General features: G+C 34.2%; 14 protein-coding genes. All 14 read right to left on the reverse strand.

What is annotated here, in order from left to right; genetic code table 11:
• Positions 1-11: 11 nt before the first annotated feature.
• Positions 12-1,739 (reverse strand): phospho-sugar mutase, encoded by a 1,728-nt coding sequence (locus FC80_RS07520; RefSeq protein ID WP_057829525.1) that lies wholly within the window; start codon positions 1,737-1,739, stop codon positions 12-14.
• Positions 1,740-2,050: 311 nt separating this feature from the next.
• Positions 2,051-2,980 (reverse strand): thioredoxin-disulfide reductase, encoded by a 930-nt coding sequence (gene trxB / locus FC80_RS07525; RefSeq protein ID WP_057829618.1) that lies wholly within the window; start codon positions 2,978-2,980, stop codon positions 2,051-2,053.
• 44 nt (positions 2,981-3,024) lie between these two features.
• Positions 3,025-4,068, reverse strand: coding sequence for an NAD(P)H-dependent glycerol-3-phosphate dehydrogenase (locus FC80_RS07530; RefSeq protein WP_057829526.1), 1,044 nt, complete (start codon positions 4,066-4,068; stop codon positions 3,025-3,027).
• An 11-nt stretch (positions 4,069-4,079) separates the two neighbouring features.
• Complete coding sequence (gene lgt, locus FC80_RS07535; RefSeq protein ID WP_057829527.1) at positions 4,080-4,919, reverse strand: prolipoprotein diacylglyceryl transferase; 840 nt, start codon at positions 4,917-4,919, stop codon at positions 4,080-4,082.
• A 14-nt stretch (positions 4,920-4,933) separates the two neighbouring features.
• Positions 4,934-5,872, reverse strand: a complete 939-nt coding sequence (hprK, locus tag FC80_RS07540) for an HPr(Ser) kinase/phosphatase (RefSeq protein ID WP_057829528.1) — start codon at positions 5,870-5,872, stop codon at positions 4,934-4,936.
• Between the two features lie 31 nt (positions 5,873-5,903).
• A complete protein-coding gene (locus FC80_RS07545; protein ID WP_057829529.1) occupies positions 5,904-6,248 on the reverse strand; it encodes a phage holin family protein in 345 nt (114 codons plus the stop codon).
• Between the two features lie 20 nt (positions 6,249-6,268).
• On the reverse strand, positions 6,269-6,574 hold the full coding sequence (locus tag FC80_RS07550; RefSeq protein WP_057829530.1) for a PspC domain-containing protein: 306 nt from the start codon (positions 6,572-6,574) through the stop codon (positions 6,269-6,271).
• Positions 6,575-6,683: 109 nt separating this feature from the next.
• Positions 6,684-7,355, reverse strand: a complete 672-nt coding sequence (gene phoU, locus FC80_RS07555) for a phosphate signaling complex protein PhoU (RefSeq protein ID WP_057829531.1) — start codon at positions 7,353-7,355, stop codon at positions 6,684-6,686.
• A 145-nt stretch (positions 7,356-7,500) separates the two neighbouring features.
• Entirely contained in the window at positions 7,501-8,892 is a 1,392-nt protein-coding gene (pnpS, locus tag FC80_RS07560) for a two-component system histidine kinase PnpS (protein WP_235807253.1), read from the reverse strand.
• The gene (locus FC80_RS07565) at positions 8,870-9,607 is read right to left on the reverse strand and encodes a response regulator transcription factor (RefSeq protein WP_057829533.1); all 738 of its coding nucleotides are present in this window, start codon (positions 9,605-9,607) and stop codon (positions 8,870-8,872) included. Before FC80_RS07565 ends, pnpS begins: the two co-directional genes overlap by 23 nt.
• Before the next feature lie 19 nt (positions 9,608-9,626).
• Entirely contained in the window at positions 9,627-10,763 is a 1,137-nt protein-coding gene (locus tag FC80_RS07570) for a PDZ domain-containing protein (protein WP_057829534.1), read from the reverse strand.
• Positions 10,764-10,929: 166 nt separating this feature from the next.
• On the reverse strand, positions 10,930-11,817 hold the full coding sequence (gene ftsX / locus FC80_RS07575) for a permease-like cell division protein FtsX (RefSeq protein ID WP_057829535.1): 888 nt from the start codon (positions 11,815-11,817) through the stop codon (positions 10,930-10,932).
• A complete protein-coding gene (gene ftsE, locus FC80_RS07580; RefSeq protein WP_057829536.1) occupies positions 11,807-12,496 on the reverse strand; it encodes a cell division ATP-binding protein FtsE in 690 nt (229 codons plus the stop codon). Before ftsE ends, ftsX begins: the two co-directional genes overlap by 11 nt.
• A gap of 99 nt (positions 12,497-12,595) precedes the next feature.
• A protein-coding gene (gene prfB / locus FC80_RS07585) for a peptide chain release factor 2 (protein ID WP_157055605.1) occupies positions 12,596-13,712 on the reverse strand; the annotation gives its coding sequence in 2 pieces (ribosomal slippage) (positions 12,596-13,639 and positions 13,641-13,712; 1,116 coding nt in all).
• Between the last annotated feature and the right edge of the window lie 35 nt (positions 13,713-13,747).

Here is a 13,747-nt window from a genome sequence, read left to right on the forward strand (position 1 = left end):
TTACTAAAAAATTATTTTTTAACAAAATCTTTAATTGTATCTTCAAAGGCATTTCTTTTTTGTAGCGCTGTTTCTTGTGTTTCATCTTGAGTTCCAATGTAAAATTTGATTTTGGGCTCAGTTCCTGATGGCCTTACAGCAATCCATGACCCGTCTGTTAAAATATACTTCAAAACATTTGACTTAGGTAGATTAATTGTTGTAATTTCGCCATCAGAAGAGATCTTTTGTGAGTTGGCAAAATCCTCCATAACTGCAACCTTAATTCCTGCAAATTCTTTTGGCGCAGTCTCTCTAAACTTAGTCATCAAGCTCTTTATTTGCTGTGCACCCTCTACACCATCAAAAGTAAGTGAGATAGTTTTTTCTGCAAAGTAGCCAAACTTTGCAAAAAGATCTTGCAATCCATCATAAAGGTTCTTACCCTCACTTTTATAATGAGCTGCAACCTCTGCTAACATAACAAGTGACTGAATCGCATCCTTATCTCTTACAAAAGGACGAACTAAATAACCATAACTTTCTTCAAAACCAAACATAAAACTATGTGCATTAGTTTCCTCAAAAATCTTAATTTGCTCAGCAATAAATTTAAAACCGGTTAGAACATTAATCATTTCAACATTATAACTTTTAGCAATTGTAGTAGCAAATTCACTCGAAACAATTGACTTCACTGCAGCTGCATTTTCAGGCAAAGTCCCTGCCTTTTGTCGTGCCGTCAAAATATAATCAAGCATAATTGCCGCAATTTGATTTCCAGTCAATAATTGATACTCACCTGATGGTTGTCGCACTGCTGCTCCAAGTCTATCAGCATCAGGATCAACGGCAATTAAAAGATCTGCATCTTCTTTTTTACCATGCTTAATCGCTAAGTCAAAAGCTGCCGCATCTTCTGGATTAGGTTTTTTGACCGTTGAAAATTCTGGATCTGGTGTGGCTTGTTCTGAAACCATTGTGAAATTTGAAAAACCAGCTCCAAGTAATGCCTTTTCACCCAACATTGCACCAGTACCATGTAACGGGGAAAAAACTAACTTAAGTGTTGCTCCTTCTTTGGTTACCAATTCAGGATTAATGGTTACCTTTTTAACTTCTGCCAAATAATCATTATCGACATCTGCTCCAATGATTTTCATTAAACCATTTTGAAGAATTTCTTCTTCATTAGCAACCTTAATGGAGAATAAATCTTTTGCTTGCCTAACAAATTCGGTAATCATATCTGATTCCTTAGGTGGCATCTGTCCGCCATCTTCACCATAAATTTTATACCCATTATATTCCTTAGGGTTGTGGCTCGCAGTAATCATAATTCCTGCATAAGCATTAAGGTGTCTCACTGTATAAGAAAGCTCAGGTGTTGGTCTAAGACTTTCAAAAACAAAACTTGCAATTCCATGTGCTCCTAAGACCTTTGCAGCCTCATGTGCAAAATCCTTAGAATGATGTCGCGAATCAAAACTAATCGCAACACCTCGTTTTTTTACACTTTCATCCAATGTATCCATCAACAAAGAAAGCCCTTCCGTGGCTTGCCTTACAGTATAGATATTCATTCTATTTATACCTGCACCAATTATCCCACGCATTCCAGCTGTCCCAAATTCAAGAGGTGCATAAAACGCTTCTTCTAATATTGCTTCATTTTCTTTGTTATTTTCCAATTCATGTCTTAATTCTTTGTTTAACTCAGGATAGTTAACCCATGTTTGATAAGTATCTTTCCAACTCACAAAATCACTCCCATTGTTTTTTTCTAAACTCAGTATACTATATTAAAAACACTTTTTTACAAAAAACATAACAAAAAATTGAATATTTTTCTTATTTTTTAATTTTATCCGATAAATTAGACAATATGTCATCAAAGCATTTCGGGACTTGGATTACGCTTCTACGCTTTCAATTAAGAAAATATAGGACCTATCAAATTTTTTGAGTTTACATCGACTTTCAGAAACTGATGAGTTAAATAAGTTTATCCAAAATAAATAAGAAGCTTTGTCAAAAGTTAACTTTTGATCAAGACTCCTTACTCTTTCAACTAATCTTTTAATGTTTCTAAATAGCTATAAGCACCTTGGCCAGCAATTCCACCGTCACCAACTGCCGTAGTTATTTGTCGTAATTCCTTTTTTCTAACATCTCCGATTGCAAATACTCCAGGGATTTTAGTTGCCATATTTTCGTTTGTTACAATCCATCCCTGTTCATCTGTTATTCCAAGATTTTGAAATGGTTCAGTCATTGGGACTAATCCCACATAAATAAATACCCCATCGACGGAAATATTTTCTTCGTCACCAGTTTTCTTATTCATTGTCTTAACACTGGTAACTTTTTTCCCATCACCTTCAATACCTGTCAACACAGTATCCCAAGTAAATTTCATCTTAGGATTTTCAAATGCACGATCTTGTAAAATCTTTTGTGCACGTAATTTATCACGGCGATGCACTACATTAACTTCTTTAACTAATTGTGAAAGATATGAACCTTCTTCAATCGCTGAATCTCCACCACCAACAACGACAACATCTCGGTTTTTGAAAAAGGCCCCATCACAAACTGCACAATATGAAACTCCGCGTCCACCATATTCTTGTTCACCTGGCACACCAAGCTTCTTATATTGAGACCCAGTTGCAATTATCAATGCATTTGTTTCAAAAGTATCACTATCAGTTTTAATCGTTTTTACACCGTTATCATCGACAGAAACATCTTCAACATTCCCATAGGCATATTCAGCATCAAATTGTGTTGAACTTTCAAACATCTCCTTTGCCAAATCCGGCCCTAAAATCGATTTAAATCCAGGATAGTTTTCAACTTCAGCTGTATTATTCATTTGCCCACCATAAATTCCGCGATCAAGCATTAATACAGACAGATTAGCTCTGGATGCATATAATGCCGCTGTCATTCCTCCAGGGCCAGCTCCTATTACAATTACGTCATATTTTTTTGTCAAGATACTACCTTCTTTCATAACATACTCATGAGTTGAATTATAACTTACTTTTGATAAGTATTCCACTGGAAAGTCTCTTCTTCAGATTTTCCCTCCCGTGTCATTAAATCAGAGATTGCTTTCTTCATCTTCTCATCTTGATAAACTACACGATAAATAGCTTCGGTTATTGGCATTTCAATTTTCTTTTCTTTAGCTAATTCGTATGCTGCTTGAACAGTCGTCAGACCTTCGATAACCATTCCCATATTATTTACAACATCAACAACTTGGGCTCCTTCTCCCAGTTGTCTTCCTGCACGCCAATTCCTTGAATGACTACTCGTACAAGTCACAATCAAGTCACCAACTCCAGATAAACCTATAAAGGTCAGCGGATCCGCACCAAGAGCTATTCCCAAACGAGCAATTTCTGCTAATCCTCTTGTCATCAATGCAGCTTTTGCATCATCACCATAACCTAGCCCATCCAAGGCACCAGCTCCTAAAGCAATAATGTTTTTAAAAGCCGCACCAAATTCTACACCAATAATATCACTATTTGTATATACTCTAAAATAACTATTCATAAATATTTGCTGAATAATTTTAGCGGCTTGTAAATTGGAAGATGCTGCAGTTATTAAAGTAATATCGTGTTTCGCTACTTCTTCTGCATGACTTGGCCCTGAAAGTGCAACAACACCTTGAACATTTTCGAAAGAAACTTCTTCAGAAATGATTTCTGATATGCGTTTATGTGTCTCTAGCTCTAATCCTTTACTTGCATGCACTATTATTACTTTGAGTTTCATTTTTTTTATCAGTAACCCAACTTCGTGTGACACAGTCCGCATTGCTTTTGTTGGAACCGCTAATAAAACCACTTCTGAACCCAACAATACGTCTTCCAAATTTGTAGAGGCTTCTATTTTTTTAGACAGTTCAACATGTGGAAGATATGCCTCATTAGTGTGCCTTTGATTAAGTTCATCAACTTGATTTTGTCTTCTTGACCAAATCTTTACTTTTTTTCCATTTGTAACCAAAACATTTGCAAGAACAGTCCCCCAAGAGCCTGCACCGACAACTGCAACCCTTTCACACAAAAAAATCACTCCTATTTATGATAAGTATCATCTGTACCATCTAAATACCACGGATCTAAAGGTCTCCAATATCTTCTTAATAATAACCATATAATTGAGCCAAAAAATAAAATTACAGATAACCATTGCGAAACTCTGATTGGTCCCAACATTAGACTATCAGTCCGCATACCTTCGATGAAAAATCTACCAAAAGAATACCAAATTAGATACGAAAAAAGAATTTCTCCGCGCTTAAACAAATTCTTACGGTGCCTTAGCAACATTAAAAGAACAAATCCAGTTAAATCCCATACTGATTCATATAAAAAAGTCGGTTGGTAATAGGTCCCTTTTATATACATCTGTTGAATTATAAATTCTGGCAAATGCAAACTATGTAAAAATGAAAGAGTAGTTGCTCGCCCATGTGCTTCTTGATTCATAAAGTTTCCCCATCGACCAATTCCTTGTGACATAATCACCGTAGGAGCAGCCACATCCATCATCAACCAAGGAGAAAACCCTCTTTTCTTACAAAGAGTTATTAATACCAATACAGCTCCTATTAAACCGCCGTATATCGCAATACCGCCATCCCATATTCGATAAACTTGATTTAAGTTTTGTGAGTAATAGCTCCATTGAAAGACTACATAATATATTCGAGCACATATGATTGCGATTGGTAATCCCCAAAGAATTAAATCATAGATATTGTCCTCAGCGATTCCCCTTTTTTTCCCTTCTCTTACAGCAAGGTAAGTTGCAATTACCACTGCACTTGCAATAATGATTCCATACCATCTAACTTCAATTGGACCTAAAGTAAAAGCAATTGGGCTTAAAGCCCCCAAAATTGGTGTAAACAAAAAAACACATCCTTCTAATTGTCTGAGTTCTCTTGAATCAGACTATTTAAATTTTTTTCGAACAATTTTGTAGCGTCATAACCCATTGTTTTAGCTCGGTAATTCATCGCTGCTGCTTCAATAATAATTGCCAAGTTTCGCCCAATCTTAACAGGTATCGACATTTTAGGAATGTCAACATCAAAAACTTTCAATTTCTGTTCTTCAGTACCCAATCTATCAAATTGTTTATCAGGACTCCAATTTTCTAGATGTACAATCAACGATATATCGGTTTCTGTACGCACCGCACCTGCTCCAAAAAGATTCATAACATCAATAATACCGATGCCCCTAATTTCTAGTAAATGCTGCAAAATTTTTGGTGCCTCTCCAACAATTGTCTGTTCATCTTTTTGATAAACATCAACCCGATCATCGGCAATTAACCTGTGTCCTCTTTTAATTAAATCAAGTGCAGTTTCAGATTTACCTACCCCGGAATCACCCGTTATTAAAACACCTAAGCCATAAATATCAACTAACACACCATGGAGGGACTTTCTTTCTGCAAGTTGTGTTTCCAAATAATCTGTAACTTTAGAAGATAAGCGGGTTGTTGGCAATTTAGAACGTAAAACGGGAATATTATGCATCTTAGCAGCTTCATCCAACTCCTCAGGAACTGGCAAATATCGTGAGATTACAAAACAAGGGGTCTTTCCTTTTGAACACAACTGTTCCATAATTTCCTTACGCTTTTTTTTATCCATTTTTCTAGTATAAGAAACTTCTGTCATCCCAAAAAGTTGAATTCTTTCAGCAGGATAATAATCAAAATAACCAGTTAATTCTAATCCAGGTCTTGAAATATCACTCGTTTCAATCATTTTTTCATTTAGAAATTTTCCACCAGAAAAAACTTGCATTCCTGTCGCCTTAACCAAACTTTCAACACTTACCCTATCACTCACTCAAAAGGCCTCCCCTGACGTATTTAAATGATCAATGCTTAAAATAATTAGTTATCACAACATTAACTAAACTTAAAATCAATGCTAGTAAAAATGCATCACCAAAACTAGCAAAAATAAATGTACTACCTACCAAATAGGAAGTTAACTCTAGCATAAAAGCATTAATAACGAAATAAAATAATCCTAGTGTCATAAATGTAATAGGCAATGAAAAAATAAGCAATATCGGCTTTACAAACATATTCAATAATCCTAATACAATAGCTGCAATAAGAGATATCCAAATATTAGCTACATGAAATGACTGTGGAAAAAATCCCGCAACTGAAACAAAGATTATTGCGTTAACTAAAGCTCTACCCCAAAAAGACATTTATACTTCCTCCAATAATTTTATCGAATATCTTTTTCACGAACATCTTTTAGAATCTTTCGTGAGCTTTTTCCTTTGTTCTGTGAACCATTTTTTTCTGTCCCCTTAAAAAGCATTGAAAACAGACTACTTTCTTCGGCTGGTATTAAAACAGTACACATTAAATAGATACCTATAATCAAAAGTGTCATATGCGGAATAACTGCTAAAATAAGCCAAATTCCTCTAACTATCCAGGAATTAATACCAAAATAAGTCGCAATCCCAGCACACACACCAAAAATAATCCTATCTTTTGAACGCTTCATTTTTTTACCAGAGTCCATGACTTCTCCTCCTAACTATTAATTTATCCTCTATTAGAATTTTACAGTGTCCCGTGATGTTTAGCAAACTATGTAAAAAGAAGGCTTGAAATTTAATAAAAAATAAATTTTAGTATTGTTTGGTATTAGGATTTAATTCTACGATTTCTCCCTTTTCGAGAAAAACAATCCATTCACAGACATTCGTAACATAATCTCCAATTCGCTCCAAATAAGTTGCAACTAAATTATAATAGGAACCGCTAATAACTACCTTAGGATTTCCTTGCATAATCGTAACACACCTTTTCCTAATTTTTCTTAATTCTTCATCCAAAAAAAAGTCATCTTTTGCAATTTTTAAAGCTCGTTCTTCATTTTTTCTCATATATGCATCTAATACATTTTGAAACATTTGGCATGTATATTCACCCATTTTGGCAATTTCAATCTCAATTTCAGCGATTCTTAGACTGCCCTTCATATTTATTGTTGCATGACAAATACTTACAGCATGATCACCTACTCGCTCAATATCTGAACTTGCCTTTAGAATCGTAATAACATCCCTCAAGTCTTCTGTTACAGGCTGGTATAGTGCAATCAATTCAAGTGTCATTTTTTCTAAATCATTCTCACACCCATTAATCACATAATCTTTTTCAATTACCGATTCTGCAAGCTTCTTATCATGATTAACAAATGCATTAGTTGCATGAAAAACTGCCTCATTAACCATCATTCCTAATTCTGCAAATCTAACGTGAAGTTTTTTTAATTCATCATTAAAAGTTTTTCGCACATTCTTCACCCTGCCTTTTTTTGTTTGAAAAAACATTATAAAATAATTATTAGACTAGATTCTATACTTTTATTAAAACATACGCAATCCTTTATTAGCTATTCAATCAAAAAAGGGCTCTTCATATCTCAGCCCTTTATAATTTCTATTTCATCGTTTGGGGGAATCTCACAATAAATTTAGAGCCCACACCAACTTGACTCTCTAACTTAATTTCACCATTCATTGCAGCAACATACTCTTTGACAACAGAAAGCCCCAGTCCTGTTCCCCCACTATCGCGCGAACGTGATGTATCAACACGATAAAATCTTTCAAAAACACGTTCTTGTTTATCGTTTGAAATTCCATATCCATTATCGCGGATGCTTATAGTCCAATTCTTAGCATCACTAGTTGCTTCAACCCAAATTTTCCCTTGAAAATTATTATACTTTATAGCATTCTGTATCAAATTATCAATCACATGACGTAGCTTGTTTTGATCCATCACGACAAAAAAATCTTCAGATATTTCAACAAAAATTTTAATCTTCTTTTTTTCTATTTGTGGCTTAAACGTCTTCAAAAGTTCAGTTACATATTCTCTTAGATTGATTTCCTTTAAATCCAATTCAGTATTAGCATCGATTTTTGCCAAAGACAAGATATCTTCAACCAAATCTGTCAATTTTAAACTTTCTTTATGAATAATTGCTAAAAACTCTTTCAAAGCTTTTGCATCATCCATTGCACCATGTAACAACGTCTCACTAAATCCTGTAATTGCAGTAATTGGCGTCTTAAGTTCATGACTTACATTTCCAACAAAATCAAGTTGCATTCTTTCAATTTCTTTCAACTCAGTAATATCATATAATAAAGCCATCACTAAAAAATGACGTTTGCTTACTGGAACATAAACAACATGAGCATCTACATATTTATTTGTTAACTCAATTCGAATTTCTCCATGCTGATCTTCATGCGATGAAAAAGAATCTTCTATCAGGCGACTTAAGTCATAAGCTCTAATCTCATTGATATATATTTGACCTTTTAAATTCATCTCACGCCCCATCATATCGCTCATAGCATGATTACTCATGTAAATTTTTCTATCCTGATCAAGAACCATCACACCTGTTGTCAAATATTCAATCAGTGAAAAATATCCTCTTTGTTGCGTTGTAAAATTCTTTGTAAAATTATGCTGCTTATTTTCTAAGGTATTAATTGTCCGTGACATTCCATAAAGTGGATCATTGGGTTCTAATAAAACATGACCTGGTTTTTTCCCCTCAGCAATATCACTCAACTTTTTAGAAAGTAAGTCCAATTCTTTTTTATTTTGCCTATACCTAATAAACCTGAAGGTGACCTCTAGCCCAGCTAAAATTATTGCTGTAAAAATAACAAGAACACTTTCATTAGCACCTATTAATACCTTTAGGCTTGTACCGTTTTCAGTTGTCAGAATTGATAATAACATATAAATAACAATAGCTATTACAAAAAAGTCAACGAAAAAAATTTTAATCGTTTTGATTTGTTTCACCTTCAAATCGATACCCAAATCCCCTGACAGTTTCTATATAATGTGGATTTTTGGGGTCACGTTCAATTTTTTCTCTTAGATGACTAACATGCATGTCCACCATTCTAGTTTGACCAACATAATCAAATCCCCAAACGCCATTAAGTAGCTTATCCCTACTTAGAACTCTATGTTTTCTCTTTATGAAATATGCAAGTAATTCAAATTCCTTTGGTGTTAATTTGACCTTCTCTTTATTTTTTGTAACCGAGTAATTGACCAAATCAATGGAAAAATCAGGAAAATGGTAAATCTCTTCTTTTTCTATATCTTCATCCTGCATAACCTTTTTCTCAAAGCTACTATTACCATCATCTGTTCTTCTTGCAATAGCTTTTATTCTTGCAATCACTTCTCGCGGAGAAAACGGCTTAGTAAGATAATCATCAGCCCCCAATTCTAGACCAATAACTTTATCATATTCTTCACCCTTAGCCGTTAAAATCATGATTGGTGTTTTAATCTTTTCTTGACGTAATCTTTTTGTAACTTCAAGGCCATCAATTTTAGGTAACATTAAATCCAAAAGTATAAAATCAAATTCATAATTTTTACCCTTATCAAAGCCTTCTTGACCATCGAAAGCAGTATCAACCTCATAACCAGCTTGTTCAAGATTGTACTTCAACAATGTTACAATAGACATCTCATCATCAACTACAAGTATTTTTTTCACTATGTCCCCTCCAAAAAAATCAATGAAACAATATTACTCCAATTTCATGTGGTGAATTGGCAAAAATTGCACTTTCGGCCAATTTTAGTTGTCCTTCATACGTTTTTACTCTTAACTTACAGTAAGCTGAATTTTTTTGCAGAGCTTTATAAAACTCAGCTTCTGTCGTAACAGCCAGCCCATTACAAGTAACTATTACGTCACCCATTTCTAATCCCATCTTAGCTGCTGGTGTTTCAGGTTGAATTGCAACCACTCTAACTCCGTCGTGAGTTTCTACATACCAATTTCCCTTCCTCTTCATCTTTACATACCTTTGTATAAAGCGCAAGGCAACAAATAAAAGTAATACAATAAATAAGAATAAACTGATCAAAGGAAGATAAACACTAAATGCTGCACCTATTATTGCAATCAGTAATTCTATCTGTACGTTAAACTTAGACACTTGCAATTCTTCTTTAGCCGTATTTCTCCAAAACTTTAGCGTCCAAGATACCCATAACGGTAACACAAATAATGAAAATGAATGACTACCAATACTCATTATTGGCCAAAACGAAAGATAACTATGAAAAAAATCTCCTGGTATCAATACAACAAGCGGGATGATAGATTGATTCTTCAAAGAATATCTAATTAGCCTTCTTCCTCTTTTCCCAACATACACTTTAGGATGAAAGGTTCCGTCATGCATTTCTTTGAGCATCCATAATTTTGCCAAATAAAAGATTATTAAAATACCAAAGATTGAACTTGGTAATACTTTATCAAAGGCATTTGAAATTATTAAATTTCTAAATAACTTCACATAGTAGGTTAAAAAAGTGACTCCCATAAAAGTTAATAATAATAAACTATTGGCATCAACATATACTGATAAAATCAATCCAACTATAACTATTCCTATGTATACAAAAATCCATTGTTGCGTAAACTTCAAGCCTAGTAATAAGGATAAAATTGAACCAACAATACTTAATCCAAGTGCATACTTTATATAGAACCGACCTTCAAAAAAATCTTTATTAACAGCTATCCTAAAATCCTTTCGTTCATCTCTAATTCTTCTTAGATAACCCAAAAAAGTCATTAGTAGTCCAAACCAAACAACTGGATTAAAAATAAGTAGCGCCAAAAATTTCATGAGCACCATTTCAATCATCCTTTCAACACACTATCAGTATATAATCTCTTATAGTATATCAATTTATCACAGTTAGCACAAAATCACCCAACATAGATACTAGATTCGAGTTTCTATCAAAAGTAAAAAGCTAGATTAAAATTAATTTTTAATCTAGCTCATTTTTTTTATTATTCTAAATTCTAAGAAAACGTCTCATTGAAACCCCTGATCCGATTGCACCGATCACAATACCTATAAAGATCAAAAGAGAATCAATTTGAACTAAAAATACCCCTGGCGACAATAAATGATATCCAGTACTTGCAAGCGAAGCAGAAATAACCTTATAAAGCCACATATACCCAAAGTTTACAACAACAATTGGAATAATTGCACCAAATAACCCAGTCCAAGCACCTTCAAGAATAAATGGCCATCTAATAAATCCATTCGTTGCACCAACCAAGCGCATGATTGCAATCTCATTTTTTCTTGATAGAATTGTAATTCTAATTGTATTAGAAATCAAGAAAACAGCAACAAATAGAAGTAACAAACTTATCCCAATTCCCCATTTTTGGATATTATCAACGATGCTAAATAATTTTTTCGCTGAAGCTCCACCATATTTAGCATCATATACATACTTCATCTTTTGTGCCGCTTTTGCAATCTTTACAGTTTGCTCAGGCTTTTTAGCACTAACTACAAAAACATCGTTCAATGGATTATCGTCTCCGCCAAAAAGCTTAAACTCTTTTCCATAGCTACCAATTACATTTTTCAATTCTTGCGCTTTGCTAGAAAATTTTATTTTGCCAACATAATTTAAATCTTCAAGGTTTTCCTTCAGTTTTTGTTCTTGTTTTTTAGTAGTCCCACGATTAATTAAGACTCTAACTTGAACATCATTTTCAATATCTGATGCCACTTTATTAACATTCATCAGAATTGAAAGTAAAATCCCAACTAAAAGCAATGTTACTGTAACTGCACTAAAAGCAGCAATCGACATCCAGCCGTTTCGCTTCAAACTCTTTAAGCTTTCAATCATATGTCTTTTAAACGTACTAATCTTCATCTTGGAAAAATCCTCCTTCAGGTTGATCACGAACAATTTTTCCACCATCAATCTCCAAGACACGGTGTGTATATTCATCAACAATTTGACTATTATGGGTGGCCATTACTATTGTAGTACCTTCACTGTTGATTCTTTCAAGAATTTCCATTATTCCAGATGCAGTATCAGGATCTAAGTTTCCAGTTGGCTCATCTGCAATCACAATTTCTGGTTTATTCGCAATGGCACGAGCAATTGAAATTCGTTGCTGCTCGCCTCCGGAAAGTTCATTTGGAAATGAGGCAGCCTTATGCTTAAGCCCCACTAAATCCAATACATAATTGACACGTGTTTCAATGAAATCTGGCTCTTTTTCTATCACTTGTAAAGCATAAGCAACATTTTCGAAAACAGTAAGCTTAGATAACAATTTAAAATCTTGAAAAACAATTCCTAACTCTCTTCTTAAGTAAGGAACTTCACTATTTTTCATTTTTTGTAATTCATAATCATTCACTGTGACTTCACCCGACGTAGGTCTTTCTTCGCGATACATCATCTTAATAAAAGTCGATTTACCTGCCCCACTAGGACCAATCACATATATAAACTCACCTTGTTTTATTTTGACATTAAAATCTTCAGCAGCCAAAACATTATTTGGGTATTTTTTAAACACATGTTTAAATTCAATCAAAAGGATTTTCCTCCTTGTATTTTGATACACCCCAGTATTATAACATTAATGCTCAAAGCAATATTGCAACAGCATTACAATTTAGTTTCATTTACTTTATCATTGAGGGTTTTTTAACTGTAATTCATATTGTAAAAAGGCATTTATAAAGCCATCTAAATCTCCGTCCATCACACTTTGAATATTACCAGTCTCAAACTCTGTTCGATGATCTTTAACCAATGAATATGGATGAAAAACATATGATCTAATTTGTGATCCCCATCCTATTTCAAGTTGCTGTCCCTGTATCTCTGCCTTTTTTTTAGCCTGTTCTTCCAACTTTAATTGGTACAACTTGGATTTCAGCATACTTTCTGCCGTTGCCCTATTTTGAAACTGTGAACGCTGTGCTTGGCTTGACACTACAATTCCAGTAGGAATATGAATAAGGCGTACAGCTGAAGAAGTCTTATTAATATGCTGTCCACCGGCACCGCTAGCACGGAAAACTTCCATTTTTACATCTTCAGGACGAAGTTCAACTTCTACATCATCACCTAGTTCAGGCATTACATTTAGTGATGCAAATGAGGTATGTCGTCTTCCAGCTGCATCAAAGGGTGAAATTCTGACTAACCTATGTACACCCTTTTCACTGCGCAAATATCCATATGCATTAACACCCTTAATCATAAGAGATACACTTTTTATTCCTGCTTCGTCTCCAGCTTGATAGTCCAACACTTCAACTGAAAAGCCATGTTGTTGTGCCCACCTATCATACATTCTCAAAAGCATCGAACCCCAATCCTGTGATTCTGTTCCACCTGCTCCTGGATGAATTTCCAAGATAGCATTGCTTCGATCGTATTTGCCACTTAGCAACAATGTCAGCTGGTAACTCTTCAACCTTTTTTGAGTAACCTTAATTTTTTCATTTAGCTCTGCAATAATTTCTTTATCAGGCTCAACTTGTATAAATTCTAGCAACATTTCGAGTTCTTCAAGTTGATCCGACAATTCTTTAAAATTGTCATGCTTTGCTTTCAATGCATTAGTCTCTTCTATCAATTTTTGTGCATCAGCGTGATTATTCCAAAAATCTGGATTAGCCATCTGTGCTTCATTTTCAGAAATTCTAATATTCAGTGTTTCTAAGTCAAAGAGACCCCCTAAAGTCTTTGACTTGTTCATTCATTTGTTCAATAATCCGCTTATAATCACTTATTTCCATACCTAAACTCCTTTTATATTATAACTAAAGAATCC

Source organism: Liquorilactobacillus cacaonum DSM 21116, from assembly GCF_001436735.1.
Lineage (GTDB): Bacteria > Bacillota > Bacilli > Lactobacillales > Lactobacillaceae > Liquorilactobacillus > Liquorilactobacillus cacaonum.